This is a genomic window from Mycobacterium sp. NGS62 (assembly GCF_059812285.1).
This window is the reverse complement of record NZ_JCALCK010000003.1, coordinates 310,195-325,383: the sequence shown is the minus strand read 5'-3', so window position 1 is coordinate 325,383 and position 15,189 is coordinate 310,195. Positions and strand designations below refer to the sequence as shown.

The following is a 15,189-nucleotide window of genomic DNA, read 5'->3' as shown; positions in this document are numbered from 1 at the left end:
CATTGGTTGTGTCGGCCGCCGGTACAGTAGCCGGTGGGTCCGTAGTTGCGACAGGGCTTCACAGTCCCCGCCGTTCCAGGATGGCGACGACGCGCCGCCGCATGTCGCTGTACGGGTAGCGCTGGGTGAGCTCCCGGATTTCGTCGACTGCGGCCTGGAGCGTTTCGACGCGCTGCGCTTGGGCGGCGATGTCATCAGCGGCGGACAGGATCTTGTCGACGGTCATCCGCGGACTTTCGGGAGCGGCAGATGATCGGTGTCTGGCTCAACCCGCGCTTGGTAGACCACCCGGCCGAGCGGCTCGGAGGTTTCCCACGGGTGCCGGCAATCCACCCCCGGCGCCACATGACAGATCGGGCAGTTGTGGTTGAGCGCCGCGACAACCCTCGGGTCGCCGCGGTCACCCAACCAATCCAAACCAGCCACCGCGACTAGTCGGCGATCATCCGGATTTCTTCGGCCATCTCACGCTGCCGCCGAATCTCGTAATCACCGGGCGCGATACCCATATAGCCGTGCTCCGGATGACCCAGGTACGCGGTCGAACCTTCGGGCACCGACAGCACGGCGACCCGCAGATCACGCGTGGACGTCGCGGCGACGACATCGCAGAAGACCGGGCCGTCGGCGGCATAGATAGCGTGGGTGTTGCCACCGTTCTCCCCGCGGACTACCGGGGTCCCAGTTTGCGGCACAGGGGTTTTCGCTTGTAGCCGGTCGGGGCGAACCAGAACGTCGCCCTGACGCTGCACACCAGCCAGCACCGGGATCTCGACATCGAAATCCTGCTCAGTGAGCACCTGCACGCCGGTGGCGTCCATCAGCTCCGTGGTAGTTGCCATATCTCCGTGTTTCCTTTCTTGGTTTCCGGCTCGCTAGGTTGCGCGTGCCAGTTGTTTGTATTCCGATTCGGACAGGCCGAACGTCCATGCCGCGGCTGACAGGGCGGTGTCGAACTCGACGGGAGTTGTTAGTCCGAAGGTGTGGCGGCGGCCGTCACGTTCTGATGTTGCGTTCACGGCGACCAGCACGCGCACCGGAAGGTCCAGCACATTGGCAGGTACGTCGAACAGTCTCAGCGTCTGCCCGGGGTTGCCGGGATCGTCGACTTGATCAACCAGCTCGAGGCCAGCGGTGTCGACGAATTGGTCCCAGCCCATGCGTTCGATTGCGCAGCGGCGGACCTCGGTGTTGCGTTCGTTCATGATCCGGTCGATGTCCCAACCGGTTTCGATCAGATCAGCCGGTACGCGTGTGCCGTGCCAGGAATAGACTCCCCAGCCGTCGGGCCACATAATGGCTGGACCGGTTTCGCAGTGCAGCCGTGTTCGACCGCCAGCCGATTCAAGGTGTAGCTCACTGGGCAGGTCACACACCATGACGAAGGCGCGCGTGGGCCACCAGTAGCCAGCCGACATAGCATCTTCGCACGCGCGTGCTCTGTCCCAAATATCTTGATCGAGTTGTAGTTCGACGACATCGCGGAAGTAAGCGACAAATGCATTCCAGTCGGCCCAGCCATGTCGCGAGAAGTAACGCGACCAGGAGTCCCCGACCGAGGCCCTGACCGAGTCCCTGACCGAGTCCCAGACCGAGTCCCCGACCGAGGCCCAGACCGAGTCCCTGACCGAGGCCCCGACCGAGTCCCAGACCGAGTCCCCGACCGAGGCCCCGACCGAGTCCCAGACCGAGGCCCCGACCGAGGCCCCGACCGAGGCCCCGACCGAGGCCCCGACCGAGTCCCTGACCGAGTCCCCGACCGAGTCCCAGACCGAGTCCCCGACCGAGGCCCCGACCGAGGCCCCGACCGAGTCCCTGACCGAGTCCCAGACCGAGTCCCAGACCGAGTCCCCGACCGAGGCCCCGACCGAGGCCCCGACCGAGGCCCCTTTCCTTTTAGCGAGTTCGTCGAGGATTTGCCCGGCGATTGGAGCCGCGAATGCACCGACAATCGGTGATGAGACTCGGACAACGACGCCGGGCCATGGAATGCTGGCGTATTCGTAGCACTTGCGTGCGCCGGCTTCCCATACGGCCCATTCTTCTTCGGTGAGTGGTGTTGTGCGGCAGCCGTATTCGATCCATTCCTGGGCGAAGGATGCCATTCGTTCGCGTTGTGCGGCGGTGAGCTCGGTGAGTTTCTTTGGCATGGGGTACTCCTTGACTTCCCCGATGTTGGCGGTCATGATTCGCTGACCGCCGCGGCGACTGGCAGCAGTGGGTCGATACTCGGTTCGGTCAGGCCTTCACCTGGGAGTACTGTCGCCGGTATCGCTGCGCCAAGCCAGAATGGCCCGATCTGCACAACTTGTGGTCGTCGGTCAGGCGAGCGGAAGAACCGCATCGGCGCTTTGCGGCGTTTCGCGACCGCGGTGAGCGGTGCGAGAACGCGCGCGGTCCACTGCGTTTCGGGGCCATCCTCGTAGTTCGAGGTGGGATCTGCGTCGCCGTCGAGCACCTTGCGCACGGTGGCAAGAGGGAACTTCGATTCGTGGTCGGCGTGGAAGGTGAATTCGGTGTCGGTGTCGAAAAGTGCTGGCGTCTCGCGGAGGGTGACGACATAGCCGGGGTGCTCTGCCTTCTCGTCGCCGGACGGTTCGCCATCAGGAATCACTTCGACGACCTCGACGTCGACAGTATGTTCCTTGCCGCGCGTCACAATCAGTTGCTTGCAGATGGTGATAACCGTTTTGATTGAGTCGACAGGCCACGCGCTCGGGATGATCTGGCCATCGACGCAGATCCATGAGTGGCCGATGACGAACCGGTCTGTGCTGGTGGCTGCCAGCAGATCGGTGAGTCCGGGTTCGTCGCCGTGGGCGGCGCGGTGTGTGGCGATGTGGACTGCGGCTGTCGCCATGCCGGCTGAGTCTGGGTCGGTGTCGGCGGTTTGCAACGCGTCGGTGAGCAGTTCGACGAGGCAGGTGCTGGCGATGGTGGCGGTCACGACGACGGCTCCTGTTCTGTTGCGTGTTCTGTTGCGCTGGTGGTTGATTCGGCTGCGAGGGTGGCGGCGTTGAGGATTTCTCGCACTTTGTCGTCGATGTTGGCTGCGTTGCCGGCGCCGTCGTGGCCGTCGAGCCAGTTCTGCAGTGTCTCGATCAGCTTCGACGCCTCGGAGACCATCAGGTGGGCGCTGGTGTCGAGTTCGTAGCCGAGGATGTGGCTGGTGACGGCGAGCCGGTCGTCGCGGTCGTCGATCTTTGCGTCGCGGAAAAGTGCGTGCATCTTCCGGTTTTGCGCGGCGGATGCTTCTGGCTCGGGCTCGCCCGGCGCGGTCTGCTGTGGCTGCGGATCCGGATCGGACGGCGACGGTGGCGGTGCGGGTTCGGTCGGTTCCGGTGGCGGTGGGATGTCGTCGCGTTGCGGCCGTGCGCCGGCAGCGGCTTGCTGCGCAGTGCGGGGCTTGATCCCGGCGCGTGCGACCGGCTGTGCGGCCCCCTTGCGTGGCTTACGTTCCTTGACCGCGGACGCTTGCTCGGCCACCGACGGGGCGGGCGCTTCGGGCACTGTCTCGGGTACGGGCGTGAGCGGCGCAGAGGCGTCGATTTCGCGGCGGGGTGGTTCGATCGCGATCGTTCCCGGCGTGCCATCGCCGAGCATCGCCGGGGCCTGGCCGCCGAGCAGCTGCGCGGGGGAGACCTCTATGTCGAGGACCGGGACGGCGAACCGTTTGGTGGTTTGGCCGGCGCGCTTGATCATTCGCTGCTCGAGTCGGAGTCGGGCGGGCAGCATCTGGCCGCGCCCAGCGGCGAGTTGCACGATCTCGACGGCGCCTTGGAGTTCGACGGCGGCGTAGTAGCCGCTGGTGTCGATGCGCCAGACGCCGAGGCCCGGCAGGTCGCGGAGCATGACGGATAGCCGGGTGTGGATGGTGCACTCGCGCTTGTCGGGGTCGCAGACGCAAGGGCCCTCGCTGAGGGATTCGTTGCGGCCGTCGCAGCGGCGCTGGCAGCCGCCACCGGACCACAGTTCGAACCATTGACTGAACGCCATATCCGAGGGCGGCACAATCACGTTCAGCGCGTCGGTCTCAGTGATGACTTCCCACTGGTTGCCGGCGGGTGCTTCCCACTCGGATGGGCTGCCGCCGTAGAGGACCGCGGCCTGCTGGATACGGTTGCGATCGGGGCTGGTGAGCCGAAAGGTCGTCAGCTTCGCGGGCCGGGTCTTTCTGCTGCCGTTGCCGACTGGTACTTGTTGGCCGATACGGATACGGCCCACTTCGGCGAGACGCCGTTGAAGGTCGATGATCATGCTGAGACCTCCCCGTGCACCAATTCGTTGGCTTGGACAGTGATTGGGTGTGCGAGGTAGGACGCGGCGGCATCCAGGATGAATGCGCGATCACGCGCGTGCTTCAAGAGTTGGTTGCAACTCCAGCACAACAAACCGCGCACAATGCCTGTCGCGTGGTCGTGGTCGACGTGGAGTTTAAGTCCGCCGAATTTGCGGCAGATAGCGCAGCGGCCGTCCTGAAATTCGAGCAGTTCAAGAAATTCGTCCTTGGTCAACCCGTAGACGCGCACACGATCGGTGAGTCGATTGTGCGCGTAATTCTTCTTGCGCCAGGCTTTTAGCCGCTCACTAGCGGCGGTACGACGCCGGGTGCGTGACTCGGCTTGGTGCACTTCACAATAGCGTCGGCCTCGACCAGCACCTTTCGGTTCTGCGCAACCATCCCACTTGCACATCATGACTGCACCTCGACAAGTGGATGTCCCATGATGTTCTTCGATGTCTCTTGGACCCATCGAAAGTTCTCCAGGCAGTACAGCGCCGCAGTGTGCACCTCTTGGTCGCAGTTCATCGGATATGCCTCGCATGACTCGGGCGTAATCTGTATGACCAGTCCGGTGTCCACTTCGGGGACCGGCACGGCCAATTCGCGTTCGGCCGCGCCGAGCAGGTAGTAACGGCGGCGCCACTTCTCATATCGGCGGGGACGCCAGACCGCCGCAAAGTCCGCCCATCGGTAGAACGCCAGCTGCAATCCGACCTGCTCGGGGTACGGAGTTTTCGGTCGGCCTTGACCATCGACCGAACCGCGTGAGGTCTTGTAATCAGTGATGAACCGGCATCCATCGATGGTGAGAAACGCATCGGCTTGCCCGGCGTATCCGTATTCGGGGCAGTAGACGCACACCTCGGTGGCCTGGTATTCCGGGGTGAAGCGCTGCAGCCAACCGTCGAACTGGTTGAGCATTCGTCCGACAACGTTGGTCTCGTGGTCGATGTCGCACTGCGGGCCGCCCTCGTGCGCGACGAGATCGGCAACGAAGTCACGATCGGGCCGCTTCCCGGTGAGCGCGTATGTGTCACACACCTTGTGTGTGACAGTTCCCAAAGCGGTTGCACTAAGCAGGGTTTTCGGCATGCGGAATCTTGCGTCCCTCAACCACTTTACAGCTTCCCGCCGACCGCGATCCTCAAGCATTGCTTGCCACGTGGCGAGGTTGTCGATGGCGGCGTTGGCGGTTTGTTCGGCTGCCCAGTAGAGCAGTGCGGGTTTGTCGAGTACGCCGATGATGGTGGTGACTGACCACAAGCGGAGGTCGTCGTCTTCGGGGCTCGCGACGTCGACGGCTTCTTGCCCGAGTTCGGCGGTCGTCATGATGCGAACACCTTTGTGCGGCGGCGTTGTTCGAGTTCGCGGCGTTGCCGTTCGGACATGCCGCCCCAAACTCCGTAGCGCTCACCGTTGTTCAGCGCGTATTCGAGGCATTCGGTGCGGACATCGCATTGGGCGCAGATGCGTTTGGCTTCGCGGGAGAGGTCGAGTTCGCCTTTGTTCGGAAAGAACAGTTCGGGTGAGACTTCGGTGCATAACGCGTTTTCGCGCCACTCGTCATCTGTGCGGAGCAGGGCCAGCGCATGGCTGGCTTGTGGGCGGCCGGGTAGTGCGCTCATCGGGTGACGGCCCAGGCGAGGACGATCAGCATGGCGGCGTAGCTGATGACGGTGAGGATGAGGGCTTGAGCTTGACGGCGGGTCATCGCATCGGCACCGAGTAGTAGAGAGCGAAGCCCAGCAGGAATCCGAACGTGCTGGCGTAAACCCACCACGGGACACCGCGCCGCGGCTTGGGGCGCCGCGGGCTCGGTGGGGAATTGTGCGGCGCGGGCGGCGAGCTCGCGCGCATCATCGGGTGTCCACACGAGTCGTAGCGGCGCCGCGTTCATGACACCACCTCGACGACAATGCGCGTCGGCCACTGCGCCAGCAAGTCGGCTATCGGATCGGGCCAGGGCCGCTGCAACTCCAGCAGCTGCGCCGCCGTCATACCCATGGCGTGGATGGCTTGGCGTTGCAGCTCGCCAGCGGCCAGGAAATGTGGCGCGCTGTGATGTTGTGCGGCGGTGGCGAATAGGCGATCGCTCAGTTCAGCGAGTTGCGCGGTGTCGCCATCATGCTGGGGGTAGAGGACGCCGTCCGGGGTGGGGAGTGTGGGTAGGTGCAGCCATTTGCGGATGTGGTCAGCTATTCTCTGCTGTGACACGGGAACTGTTCTCCTTTGTCGTTGGCCCGCATCGCACACAACGGTGCGGGCCGCTTTTTGTTATGGGCGGGTGAGTTCTGAGGCGAGGGTGAGACGGTCGGCGAGCATGCGGTTACCGTCGGGGTTGAGGCAGGTGATGCCGTCGGCCCAGGCGCGCACGCTACGCGCGGCGGCTGCTAGGTCGTGGCGGCCGTCGAGTGGGTGCCCCGGGGCTGGCGCGTCGGGGGGGCCGCTGACATCAGCCCCGGGGCGTTCCCCCGTCACGGGGCCGCGAGCCGGTGCGGCCTCACCGGTGACGAGGGAGTGCTGGTAGTACAGGAGGTTTCGGATGTCTTCGACGATGGCTGCTATGCGCGCGATGGTCGAATCGTCGTCGCCGCCCAGTGAGCAATCCGGATCCGCCAGGTATTTGGCTGCGGCTTCCTCATCGAAATCAGACAAGCTCGGCTGAGTTTCGATCGGCCACAGGTAGTTGATCGCGGCACCGAGGAGACGAAGTAGCGTCATGATTCCCACCTACGATGACTTCCCTCGGGCACATCATGGAGCGTTAGCTGCGTCGATCCTCTACGCGCCCACTCCCTTTCCTGCATTAGAAACAGGTCGTCGAGCTTGATCGGTGGCGGACAGTGGTGCTGCGCGATGATCTTGCGGTAGTTGCGGCAAGCCAGTTCGTAGAAGCTCACAGCGACGAAAAGCACGGTGATTGAGCCGTTTCGCATGTCGCCGCCGATACACCAGATGACGAGGTTGAGGATTGCTGCCGCGGCGTAAACCGGTAGGACTATCCAGGTGATCACGGTCGTACCGCCTGCATGTAGAGGGCGGCGAGGATGTCGACCCAGCGGATCGCGTCGTCGCGGGAACAGATGTGCGCGTTGTGTGGCTGGGTGAGGTCCAGAGTGTCGGCGACGAGCTTGGAGACGTAAAGGTGCCAGTCGTTGAGGCGGGCCAGTTTGAATGAGCCGCAGATTTCGATGTCGTCGGCGGTGACGGCGATGACGCGTTGGCCGTGGCTGTTGTCGTCGCCGACGATGCGGTAGCCGGCTGCGCGCGGCTCAGCCGTCATCACGCGGTGGCCTCTTGGGTCAGTAGGGCTTCGACGTCGCCGCGGCGGAAGAGGTATGCACCGTTGTCGCCGGGTAGTTTTCCAGCGGTCTTGATCAAGTCTTTTTCGGCCATGCGGACGACTGTTCGACCGGATTTACCGAGGATGAGACCTGCTTGAGTGCTAGTGAGAAGTTCATCACTGTGGCTCACCGCATCATCATGCGTCATTGACTCATGACGGTCAAGCGTTACTTAGAGACGACTGTGCGCGTGTCGCGAAGTATTGACGCATGACGGACAAATGCACATACTGTGGTTATGACTCACCAAGTTAACTTCAAGAGGGTGCCCCCGGTTACCCTCGGCTGGCGTCTTCGCATGGCACTTAGCGATGCTGGGCTAAGCCACACGGAGCTGATGAGCAAATTCGAAGTGAGCCGCCAAACCGTCTCGCGTTGGTGCAACGACGTCGGCACGCCACCCAAGAGATTCATTCTCGAGCAGATCGCCGCGATGTGCGATGTCTCCGAGCAATGGCTGATCGATGGCCGCGATATGAACCCTGAACCACCGCCCCCTACGCCGGGTCGGCCTAGCCCGCAACCGACCCGCAGCAAACTCCACCGCACAGGCAGCGCGCACGACGATCCCGGAACCTCGCAACCGGTAGGTTAGCCGTTGGGGCAGGCAATACGTCAAGGATGCCCGCCCGATCACCCGATTTGGGTGCTCAACAGGTCACCGACTATTCTGAGGAGCAATCGTCGCTGTCGATCTGTTTGCGCGGCGACCCCCCTACCAGGAGTAAGGCTCGATTATGGCTGTGCCCAAGCGCAGGATGTCGCGTGCGAACACCCGAAGCCGGCGCGCCCAGTGGAAGGCCGCCAAGCCCGAACTCGTCGGCGTGACGGTGGCCGGTCAACGGCATAAGGTGCCGCGTCGGCTGCTCAAGGCCGCCCGGCTCGGTCTCATCGACCTCGACCGGCGCTGACTTAGCCCGTCGAGTGTGACGCGGCTGCGCGCATTGCAGTAAGGCCGCGGACCTCTTAGGTCGCTCTCAGGCGATTGGTTAAAACTGGTGGCCGTGCGGATTCTTGTCGTCGACGACGATCGTGCGGTGCGTGAGTCGCTGCGGCGCTCGCTGTCGTTCAACGGCTACTCGGTGACGCTGGCTCAAGACGGCGTCGAGGCGCTCGACATGATCACCACCGACCGGCCCGACGCCGTGGTGCTGGACGTCATGATGCCGCGGCTGGATGGTCTGGAAGTGTGCCGTCAGTTGCGCAGCACCGGCGATGATCTGCCCATCCTGGTGTTGACCGCCCGCGACGCGATCTCCGAGCGGGTAGCCGGCCTGGATGCCGGCGCCGACGACTATCTACCGAAGCCGTTCGCGCTTGAAGAGTTGCTGGCCCGGATGCGGGCGCTGTTGCGCCGCACCCAGCCCGAGGATTCCGCCGAGTCGGTGGCTATGACGTTCTCCGATCTGACTCTCGACCCGGCGACCCGTGAAGTCACTCGCGGGCAACGCCAGATCAGCCTGACCCGCACCGAATTCGCGCTGTTGGAGATGCTGATCGCCAACCCGCGGCGCGTGCTCACCCGCAGTCGCATCCTCGAGGAAGTATGGGGCTTCGACTTTCCCACCTCGGGCAACGCGCTGGAGGTCTACGTCGGGTATCTGCGCCGTAAAACCGAAGCCGACGGCGAGCCGCGGTTGATCCACACCGTTCGCGGAGTGGGTTACGTGCTCCGCGAAACGCCTCCCTGATGTCTATGTTCGGCAGGCGCGCTCCGCTGCGAGCGACCCCCTCGTTGTCGTTGCGATGGCGGGTGATGCTCCTGGCGATGTCGATGGTCGCGATGGTGGTCGTGTTAATGGCCGTCGCGGTGTACGCGGTGATTTCGGCAGCGCTCTACAAAGACATCGACGACCAACTGCAGAGCCGGGCGCAACTGCTGATCGCAAGCGGGTCGCTGTCCGCCGACCCCGGCAAAGCCATTGAGGGTACTGCATATTCGGATGTCAACGCGATGTTGATCAATCCGGGCCGATCGATCTACACCGCTAACCAGGAAGGCCAGACGCTGCCGGTCGGCAACCCGGAAAAGGCAGTCATCCGCGGTGACTTGTTCATGTCCCGGCGCACGGCGGCCGATCAGCGGGTGCTGGCCATTCACCTGCCAAACGGCGCGTCGCTCCTGATCTCCAAGAGCCTGGCGCCCACCGATGCGGTCATGATGAAACTGCGCTGGGTGCTGCTGATTGTCGGCGGGGTGGGCGTCGTGGTGGCCGCGGTGGCCGGGGGCATGGTCACCCGCGCCGGGCTGCGCCCGGTAGGCCGGCTCACCGAGGCCGCCGAGCGGGTGGCCCGTACCGACGACCTACGACCCATCCCGGTATTCGGCAGCGACGAGTTGGCCAGGCTGACCGAGGCATTCAACCTGATGTTGCGGGCACTGGCCGAGTCGCGGGAGCGGCAGGCCCAGCTGGTCACAGATGCCGGTCATGAACTGCGGACGCCGCTGACGTCGCTGCGCACCAACGTCGAGTTGCTGATGGCGTCGATGCAGCCCGGCGCACCGCGGTTGCCGGAGCAGGAAATGATCGACCTGCGCGCCGATGTGATCGCCCAGATCGAGGAATTGTCCACGCTGATAGGCGATTTGGTGGACTTGACCAGAGACGATGCCGGTGAGGTCGTGCACGAGCCGGTCGACATGGGTGAGGTCATCGACCGCAGCCTGGAGCGGGTCCGGCGGCGTCGCAACGACATCGACTTCGAGGCACAGGTGATCGGGTGGCAGGTCTACGGTGACCTTGCCGGCCTGTCCCGCGCGGTGCTCAATCTGATGGACAACGCCGCCAAATGGAGTCCGTCGGGCGGACGGGTCACCGTCCGGATGACCCAACTGGATCCCGCGCATGCCGAGCTGGTGGTCGCCGACAACGGCCCGGGCATTCCGCCGGAGGAACGCCAACTGGTGTTCGAACGGTTCTTCCGTTCCGCGGCCGCGCGGGCGATGCCCGGTTCCGGCCTGGGACTGGCGATCGTCAAGCAGGTGGTGCTCAAACACGGTGGAGCGCTGCGCGTAGAGGACACCGTGCCCGGCGGCCAGCCGCCGGGGACCTCGATATACGTGTTGCTGCCCGGACGTCCGCTGCCGGTTATGCCCTATCCGGAGCCGGATGTTAGCGCGGGCCAAAATGGGGGAAACTCTGAAGGCCCAGCGAACGTTGTCTCAGTGGAATCTCAGTCCACGCAGGCAAGGTAGTTGCAGTTACCGTTGAGCCCGAACTGATCTTTAGAAGGAAGAGCGACCTAGCGCATGACGAATCACCCGAGGTATTCGCCACCACAGCAGCCCGGATACCGCCCGGTGTCCGATCAGCATGCGGCGCCAGCCTATTCCGTTCCGGGCCAGCAGCAAACGTATGGCCAGCAATACGACTGGCGTTACGCCCAGCAGCAGGGCTACCGCCAGCCCTACCCGCCGTTCGGTGCCGGCCAGCCCGGCCCGGCCACCCCCCCGCCGATCATTCCATCCCAAAAGCGTTCGCGCGCAGGCCTATTAGCTGCCGGCGCGCTGGCTATTGCAGTGGTTTCGGCGGGCATCGGTGGTGCGGCGGCGTCGGTGGTCGAACACAGCGGACACGGCGGCGCCCACAGCACCACGACCATCCGGGGCGGGCCCGCGCCCAGCGTGCCGGCCGCTAACTTGCCGGCAGGCAGCGTGGAGCAGGTGGCCACCAAGGTTGTTCCCAGCGTGGTGATGCTGGAGACGGATCTGGGGCGCCAGTCCGAAGAGGGGTCGGGCATCATCTTGTCGGCTGACGGGCTGATCCTGACCAATAACCACGTCGTCGCCGCTGCCGGCAAGGGCGCCCGTGGCGAGACGCCCCCTGGCGAGGCGCCGAAAACGACGGTGACCTTTTCCGACGGGCGCACCGCATCGTTTACCGTGGTCGGGGCGGATCCCACCACCGATATCGCAGTGGTGCGGGTACAAGACGTCTCCGGGTTGGCCCCGATCAGCATCGGCTCGTCGGCTGACCTGCGCGTCGGTCAGCCGGTGATCGCGGTCGGGTCACCGCTGGGCCTGGAGGGCACGGTCACCACCGGGATCGTCAGCGCGCTGAACCGTCCGGTGTCGACCACCGGGGACACCGGCAACCAGAACACGGTGCTGGACGCCATCCAGACCGATGCGGCGATCAACCCTGGCAACTCCGGCGGCGCCCTGGTCAACATGAATGGTGATCTGATCGGTGTCAACTCGGCGATCGCCACCCTCGGCGGCGACTCCGCCGATGCGCAGAGCGGTTCGATCGGTCTCGGCTTCGCGATTCCGATCGACCAGGCCAAGCGGATAGCCGACGAGCTGATCCGCAGCGGCACGGCCTCCCACGCGTCGCTGGGTGTCCAGGTCATGAACGACAAGGGCGCCCACGGCGCCAAGGTTGTCGACGTGGTGCCCGGTGGTGCGGCGGCAGCCGCGGGCCTGCCCAGCGGGGTAGTGGTCACCAAGGTCAACGACCGCACGATCAACAGTGCCGACGGTCTGGTGGCCGCGGTGCGGTCCAAGGCGCCGGGGGACAAGGTGACCCTGACGTTTTTGGATCCGTCGGGTGACACCCGGACAGTGCAGGTCACTTTGGGCAAGGCGGATCGGTGATGAGAGTCGCCGCGCCCGGGTCAGATCACGGATATACGGTTGCAGCCATGGAACAGCGTGCGGACTTGGTAGGCCGGGCACTTGTCGTCGTGGTCGACGACCGCACGGCGCACGGGGATGAAGAGGACCACAGCGGACCGCTGGTCACCGAGTTGCTCACGGAGGCCGGGTTCGTCGTCGACGGTGTGGTGGCCGTCGCGGCCGACGAAGTGGAGATCCGCAACGCGCTGAACACCGCCGTGATCGGCGGGGTGGATTTGGTGGTGTCGGTCGGCGGTACCGGCGTGACCCCACGTGACGTCGCTCCGGAGGCAACTCGGGAGATCCTCGATCGCGAACTCCTCGGTATCGCCGAAGCGATTCGCGCCTCCGGATTGTCGGCGGGCGTCGTCGAGGCCGGGTTGTCGCGCGGTCTGGCCGGCATCTCGGGCAGCACGTTGGTGGTTAACCTTGCCGGCTCGCGATCTGCAGTGCGCGACGGGATGGCGACACTGAACCCGCTGGCGGCGCAGATCATCGGTCAGCTGTCGAGTCTGGAGATATGAGCGAAACCACAGACGAGCGCGATCCGGACGATGTTCGGGACGCCGAAGAGCGCGAGCGCTGGCTTCAGGAGAACGTGCCGCCCCATCACAATTGATGGTCACGGCGCGGTCAATCCTCGATGACTAATTGCGCGCAACGCCCACAATCGCCTCTTCTGCGTCATACGGTTTTTTCGGGCGGCCTCGCGTCGCTCCGATGATTCCTGTGACGGGAGGTTGGCTCTGGTGTTCAAAGGTTTCAGAGATTTCGTGATGCGCGGTGACGTGATCACCGTGGCCGTCGGCTTGGTGGTGGCTCTGGCGTTCTCAAATCTGGTCAAGGCCTTCACCGACAGCGTGATCAATCCGCTCGTCGCTGCCGCGCAGCCCAATGCAACCCTGGGGTTGGGTGTGCAACTCGGCGACCCCGGAAACAAGGCGACGTTCATCGACTTCGGTGCCTTCATTTCGGCGATCATCTATTTCATCGTCTTCATGGCAGTGGTGTACTTCGTGATTGTCTTGCCGTACAAGCACATTCAGAAACGCCGCGGAGTCACGGTGTTCGGAGACGAGCCCGCCACCAAGGCTTGCCCGCAGTGCATGTCGGACATCCCCGAGGCCGCGCAGAAGTGCAAGTACTGCGCCAGCGAGCAGCCGGCGGCCGCCTGACACCTCCCACGCGCTCAATGCAGGGTCAGTGTCACGGTCTGAACCAGCGCAGCGCCGGCCACCGCGGTGGCCGCGGCGGCCGGTAGCGCCACCAGCACCACCCGGTCGTCGGACGGCGCTTTCTGCTTAGCGGAAACCAGGACGACGATGGCGTCGCTGGCGATGAGCCGAGGATTGCTGTGCGAGTCGGTGACGCCGTCGTTAGGTGCGGCCACGATGTCGACGACGTCCCCGGGTCGCACCAGGTCGATCAGTGCGCTGTCGGCCGGATGCAGCGGCACCATCCGCGCCTGCGGCCCCGCGGTGGACTCGGCCAGCCGGCTGTTCAGCACCCGCACGTCGGTGAGCACCTCTCCCCGACGCGCAGGCCCGGCCAACGTCGCACCGACAACTGTTCCCAGGTTGTCTTGTGAGCCGTCGGGAATCGTTGCCGCCAAACGTTTTTCGAGCTTAACATCTTCAGTGGTCAACTCCGCACCCGGTCTGAGGTCGCGCACCGCGACCACCACCTCGGTGCGGTCGCCGTCAGGATCGGGCCGAAACGCCGCGACACCGGCCAACACGACGAGCCCGCCGGCCGCGATCCGCCGGGCCAGCACCGTTCGCGTCCAGTCCGGGCGTATCCACTGCGAGACGCGGTCTGCCAGCGACGGATTCAGCGATTCGCCCATGGCGCCACGCTAAGCGGGCCGGACGTTGAGTGTGGTCGAGAAAAACCCGGTTGTGGATAACTGTCAGCTGGCCGCGGCAGACTTCGCGGAGTCCGATGTCTTTGACGTCGACGAGCTGGTTGACGTCTCTTTGCCACCGCTCGACGAGGACTTGTCGCTGGAACTCGACTTGTCGCTGGAACTCGACGAGGACTCGGACTTGCTGGAGCCATTGGTCGAACTCTTCGTCGACTCGCGGCTGTCGGTGCGGTAGAAACCGCTGCCTTTGAACACCACGCCGACGGAATTGAACACCTTGCGCAGCCGGCCGGAGCACTCCCGGCAGGTCGTCAGGGCGTCGTCGGTGAAGGCCTGAACCACGTCGAAGCGGTTGCCGCACTCAGTGCACGCGTAGCTGTAAGTCGGCACAGAAACCTCCGGGGTATCAGATTCGTTAGCACTCTACCGTGTCAAGTGCTAGAACCGCCATCGGCGCGGCATGATTCCCGACTGGTGTCCAGAGCGAGAAACCCGCCCTGCGGCGTGAGCGCATGGGTCATCCGCACGTCGTGGGGCTCGCAGGGCAGCTCGTCGCGGAGTTCGTCATCGCGGACCACCGCGACCACACGTGCCTGCGAATCGCGGTGTTGCAGCGAGCGGTCGTAGAACCCGCCACCACGGCCCAGCCGCACTCCCGCGCGATCGACCGCCAGCGCCGGAACCAGCACCAGAGCAGCTTCCCCCAGGGCCGCGGGCGGCAGCCACGGCTCGGCGGGTTCGAGCAGTCCGAACCGTCCCGCCACCAGCCGCCCCGGTTGGTACTCGCCCCACTGCAACGCCAACGGCGTGTCGTCGCCGGCAGTGCGGGCAACGGGCAGCAGCACTCGTCCGGCTCGGCGCAGCAACACGTTCAGCATGTCGATCGACCCGGGTTCGGCGCCGACCGGGGCATAGGCGCAGACCGTGCTGTCGCTGCTCACGCCCGAATTCAGCCCGCTCAAATGCTCGTTCAGCGCCCGCGCCTCGTCGGCGCGGACGTCGTCGGCAACCGAGCGCCGGGCGGCCAACAGCTGTTGTCGCAATGCGGCTTTGCCGGCGGTGCCCATGGCATCAACGA

General features: G+C 64.7%; 24 protein-coding genes. 7 read left to right on the top strand and 17 right to left on the bottom strand.

Annotation, left to right across the window (positions count from 1 at the left end; translation table 11 throughout):
- Positions 1-58 precede the first annotated feature (58 nt).
- The 14 genes from AC5Y49_RS11050 to AC5Y49_RS10985 are packed head-to-tail and all read right to left on the bottom strand — an operon-like array spanning position 59 to position 7,568.
- Positions 59-226: a hypothetical protein gene (locus AC5Y49_RS11050; protein ID WP_499886866.1), complete on the bottom strand. Its 168-nt coding sequence runs from the start codon at positions 224-226 to the stop codon at positions 59-61.
- The gene (locus AC5Y49_RS11045) at positions 223-426 is read right to left on the bottom strand and encodes a hypothetical protein (protein ID WP_499886864.1); all 204 of its coding nucleotides are present in this window, start codon (positions 424-426) and stop codon (positions 223-225) included. Before AC5Y49_RS11045 ends, AC5Y49_RS11050 begins: the two co-directional genes overlap by 4 nt.
- A gap of 5 nt (positions 427-431) precedes the next feature.
- The gene (locus AC5Y49_RS11040) at positions 432-842 is read right to left on the bottom strand and encodes a DUF8820 family protein (protein WP_499886862.1); all 411 of its coding nucleotides are present in this window, start codon (positions 840-842) and stop codon (positions 432-434) included.
- 33 nt (positions 843-875) lie between these two features.
- Entirely contained in the window at positions 876-2,150 is a 1,275-nt protein-coding gene (locus AC5Y49_RS11035) for a DUF6745 domain-containing protein (protein ID WP_499886860.1), read from the bottom strand.
- Between the two features lie 32 nt (positions 2,151-2,182).
- Positions 2,183-2,947: a hypothetical protein gene (locus AC5Y49_RS11030; RefSeq protein WP_499886859.1), complete on the bottom strand. Its 765-nt coding sequence runs from the start codon at positions 2,945-2,947 to the stop codon at positions 2,183-2,185.
- Positions 2,944-4,257 carry a recombination directionality factor gene (locus tag AC5Y49_RS11025; RefSeq protein ID WP_499886857.1) on the bottom strand — a complete coding sequence of 438 codons (1,314 nt, stop codon included), beginning with the start codon at positions 4,255-4,257 and terminating at the stop codon, positions 2,944-2,946. The genes AC5Y49_RS11030 and AC5Y49_RS11025 overlap by 4 nt, the downstream gene beginning before the upstream one ends.
- Positions 4,254-4,694, bottom strand: a complete 441-nt coding sequence (locus AC5Y49_RS11020; protein WP_499887256.1) for an endonuclease VII domain-containing protein — start codon at positions 4,692-4,694, stop codon at positions 4,254-4,256. Before AC5Y49_RS11020 ends, AC5Y49_RS11025 begins: the two co-directional genes overlap by 4 nt.
- Positions 4,694-5,614: a hypothetical protein gene (locus tag AC5Y49_RS11015; protein WP_499886855.1), complete on the bottom strand. Its 921-nt coding sequence runs from the start codon at positions 5,612-5,614 to the stop codon at positions 4,694-4,696. Before AC5Y49_RS11015 ends, AC5Y49_RS11020 begins: the two co-directional genes overlap by 1 nt.
- A complete protein-coding gene (locus tag AC5Y49_RS11010; RefSeq protein WP_499886853.1) occupies positions 5,611-5,910 on the bottom strand; it encodes a WhiB family transcriptional regulator in 300 nt (99 codons plus the stop codon). Before AC5Y49_RS11010 ends, AC5Y49_RS11015 begins: the two co-directional genes overlap by 4 nt.
- Positions 5,907-6,182, bottom strand: a complete 276-nt coding sequence (locus tag AC5Y49_RS11005) for a hypothetical protein (protein WP_499886852.1) — start codon at positions 6,180-6,182, stop codon at positions 5,907-5,909. Before AC5Y49_RS11005 ends, AC5Y49_RS11010 begins: the two co-directional genes overlap by 4 nt.
- Positions 6,179-6,499 carry a hypothetical protein gene (locus AC5Y49_RS11000; RefSeq protein ID WP_499886851.1) on the bottom strand — a complete coding sequence of 107 codons (321 nt, stop codon included), beginning with the start codon at positions 6,497-6,499 and terminating at the stop codon, positions 6,179-6,181. The genes AC5Y49_RS11005 and AC5Y49_RS11000 overlap by 4 nt, the downstream gene beginning before the upstream one ends.
- 60 nt (positions 6,500-6,559) lie before the next feature.
- On the bottom strand, positions 6,560-7,006 hold the full coding sequence (locus AC5Y49_RS10995; protein ID WP_499886850.1) for a hypothetical protein: 447 nt from the start codon (positions 7,004-7,006) through the stop codon (positions 6,560-6,562).
- Complete coding sequence (locus AC5Y49_RS10990) at positions 7,003-7,299, bottom strand: hypothetical protein (RefSeq protein ID WP_499886848.1); 297 nt, start codon at positions 7,297-7,299, stop codon at positions 7,003-7,005. Before AC5Y49_RS10990 ends, AC5Y49_RS10995 begins: the two co-directional genes overlap by 4 nt.
- Entirely contained in the window at positions 7,296-7,568 is a 273-nt protein-coding gene (locus AC5Y49_RS10985) for a hypothetical protein (RefSeq protein WP_499886846.1), read from the bottom strand. The genes AC5Y49_RS10990 and AC5Y49_RS10985 overlap by 4 nt, the downstream gene beginning before the upstream one ends.
- Before the next feature lie 299 nt (positions 7,569-7,867).
- Between AC5Y49_RS10985 and AC5Y49_RS10980 the strand changes: the two genes are divergently transcribed.
- The 7 genes from AC5Y49_RS10980 to AC5Y49_RS10950 all read left to right on the top strand — a co-directional run bounded on the left by AC5Y49_RS10980 (position 7,868) and on the right by AC5Y49_RS10950 (position 13,422).
- A complete protein-coding gene (locus tag AC5Y49_RS10980) occupies positions 7,868-8,224 on the top strand; it encodes a helix-turn-helix transcriptional regulator (protein ID WP_499886845.1) in 357 nt (118 codons plus the stop codon).
- 142 nt (positions 8,225-8,366) lie between these two features.
- On the top strand, positions 8,367-8,540 hold the full coding sequence (gene rpmF / locus AC5Y49_RS10975) for a 50S ribosomal protein L32 (RefSeq protein WP_085194965.1): 174 nt from the start codon (positions 8,367-8,369) through the stop codon (positions 8,538-8,540).
- A 93-nt stretch (positions 8,541-8,633) separates the two neighbouring features.
- The gene (locus AC5Y49_RS10970; RefSeq protein WP_499886843.1) at positions 8,634-9,320 is read left to right on the top strand and encodes a response regulator transcription factor; all 687 of its coding nucleotides are present in this window, start codon (positions 8,634-8,636) and stop codon (positions 9,318-9,320) included.
- Positions 9,320-10,825: a HAMP domain-containing sensor histidine kinase gene (locus AC5Y49_RS10965; protein ID WP_499886841.1), complete on the top strand. Its 1,506-nt coding sequence runs from the start codon at positions 9,320-9,322 to the stop codon at positions 10,823-10,825. The genes AC5Y49_RS10970 and AC5Y49_RS10965 overlap by 1 nt, the downstream gene beginning before the upstream one ends.
- 54 nt (positions 10,826-10,879) lie before the next feature.
- The gene (locus tag AC5Y49_RS10960) at positions 10,880-12,226 is read left to right on the top strand and encodes a S1C family serine protease (protein ID WP_499886839.1); all 1,347 of its coding nucleotides are present in this window, start codon (positions 10,880-10,882) and stop codon (positions 12,224-12,226) included.
- On the top strand, positions 12,226-12,771 hold the full coding sequence (locus tag AC5Y49_RS10955) for a MogA/MoaB family molybdenum cofactor biosynthesis protein (protein WP_499886837.1): 546 nt from the start codon (positions 12,226-12,228) through the stop codon (positions 12,769-12,771). The genes AC5Y49_RS10960 and AC5Y49_RS10955 overlap by 1 nt, the downstream gene beginning before the upstream one ends.
- Positions 12,772-12,996: 225 nt before the next feature.
- Positions 12,997-13,422 carry a large conductance mechanosensitive channel protein MscL gene (locus tag AC5Y49_RS10950; protein ID WP_499886835.1) on the top strand — a complete coding sequence of 142 codons (426 nt, stop codon included), beginning with the start codon at positions 12,997-12,999 and terminating at the stop codon, positions 13,420-13,422.
- Positions 13,423-13,436: 14 nt separating this feature from the next.
- On the opposite strand, the gene AC5Y49_RS10945 is transcribed toward AC5Y49_RS10950, so the two are convergent.
- The 3 genes from AC5Y49_RS10945 to AC5Y49_RS10935 form a co-directional block, all read right to left on the bottom strand.
- Positions 13,437-14,093, bottom strand: a complete 657-nt coding sequence (locus AC5Y49_RS10945; RefSeq protein WP_499886833.1) for an SAF domain-containing protein — start codon at positions 14,091-14,093, stop codon at positions 13,437-13,439.
- Positions 14,094-14,156: 63 nt separating this feature from the next.
- On the bottom strand, positions 14,157-14,501 hold the full coding sequence (locus AC5Y49_RS10940; protein WP_499886831.1) for an FmdB family zinc ribbon protein: 345 nt from the start codon (positions 14,499-14,501) through the stop codon (positions 14,157-14,159).
- Between the two features lie 41 nt (positions 14,502-14,542).
- Positions 14,543-15,178 (bottom strand): 5-formyltetrahydrofolate cyclo-ligase, encoded by a 636-nt coding sequence (locus tag AC5Y49_RS10935; RefSeq protein ID WP_499886829.1) that lies wholly within the window; start codon positions 15,176-15,178, stop codon positions 14,543-14,545.
- Between the last annotated feature and the right edge of the window lie 11 nt (positions 15,179-15,189).

Coding starts and splice junctions, on each gene's coding strand:
- AC5Y49_RS11020 (WP_499887256.1), bottom strand. CDS start 4,694: ATGTGCAAGTGGGATGGTTGCGCAGAACCGAAAGGTGCTGGTCGAGGC.
- AC5Y49_RS10955 (WP_499886837.1), top strand. CDS start 12,226: ATGAGAGTCGCCGCGCCCGGGTCAGATCACGGATATACGGTTGCAGCC.
- AC5Y49_RS11010 (WP_499886853.1), bottom strand. CDS start 5,910: ATGAGCGCACTACCCGGCCGCCCACAAGCCAGCCATGCGCTGGCCCTG.
- AC5Y49_RS11035 (WP_499886860.1), bottom strand. CDS start 2,150: ATGCCAAAGAAACTCACCGAGCTCACCGCCGCACAACGCGAACGAATG.
- rpmF (WP_085194965.1), top strand. CDS start 8,367: ATGGCTGTGCCCAAGCGCAGGATGTCGCGTGCGAACACCCGAAGCCGG.
- AC5Y49_RS10985 (WP_499886846.1), bottom strand. CDS start 7,568: ATGACGGCTGAGCCGCGCGCAGCCGGCTACCGCATCGTCGGCGACGAC.
- AC5Y49_RS10980 (WP_499886845.1), top strand. CDS start 7,868: ATGACTCACCAAGTTAACTTCAAGAGGGTGCCCCCGGTTACCCTCGGC.
- AC5Y49_RS11040 (WP_499886862.1), bottom strand. CDS start 842: ATGGCAACTACCACGGAGCTGATGGACGCCACCGGCGTGCAGGTGCTC.
- AC5Y49_RS10965 (WP_499886841.1), top strand. CDS start 9,320: ATGTCTATGTTCGGCAGGCGCGCTCCGCTGCGAGCGACCCCCTCGTTG.
- AC5Y49_RS11005 (WP_499886852.1), bottom strand. CDS start 6,182: ATGAACGCGGCGCCGCTACGACTCGTGTGGACACCCGATGATGCGCGC.
- AC5Y49_RS10995 (WP_499886850.1), bottom strand. CDS start 7,006: ATGACGCTACTTCGTCTCCTCGGTGCCGCGATCAACTACCTGTGGCCG.
- AC5Y49_RS10945 (WP_499886833.1), bottom strand. CDS start 14,093: ATGGGCGAATCGCTGAATCCGTCGCTGGCAGACCGCGTCTCGCAGTGG.
- AC5Y49_RS11015 (WP_499886855.1), bottom strand. CDS start 5,614: ATGACGACCGCCGAACTCGGGCAAGAAGCCGTCGACGTCGCGAGCCCC.
- AC5Y49_RS10935 (WP_499886829.1), bottom strand. CDS start 15,178: ATGGGCACCGCCGGCAAAGCCGCATTGCGACAACAGCTGTTGGCCGCC.
- AC5Y49_RS10960 (WP_499886839.1), top strand. CDS start 10,880: ATGACGAATCACCCGAGGTATTCGCCACCACAGCAGCCCGGATACCGC.
- AC5Y49_RS11025 (WP_499886857.1), bottom strand. CDS start 4,257: ATGATCATCGACCTTCAACGGCGTCTCGCCGAAGTGGGCCGTATCCGT.
- AC5Y49_RS11050 (WP_499886866.1), bottom strand. CDS start 226: ATGACCGTCGACAAGATCCTGTCCGCCGCTGATGACATCGCCGCCCAA.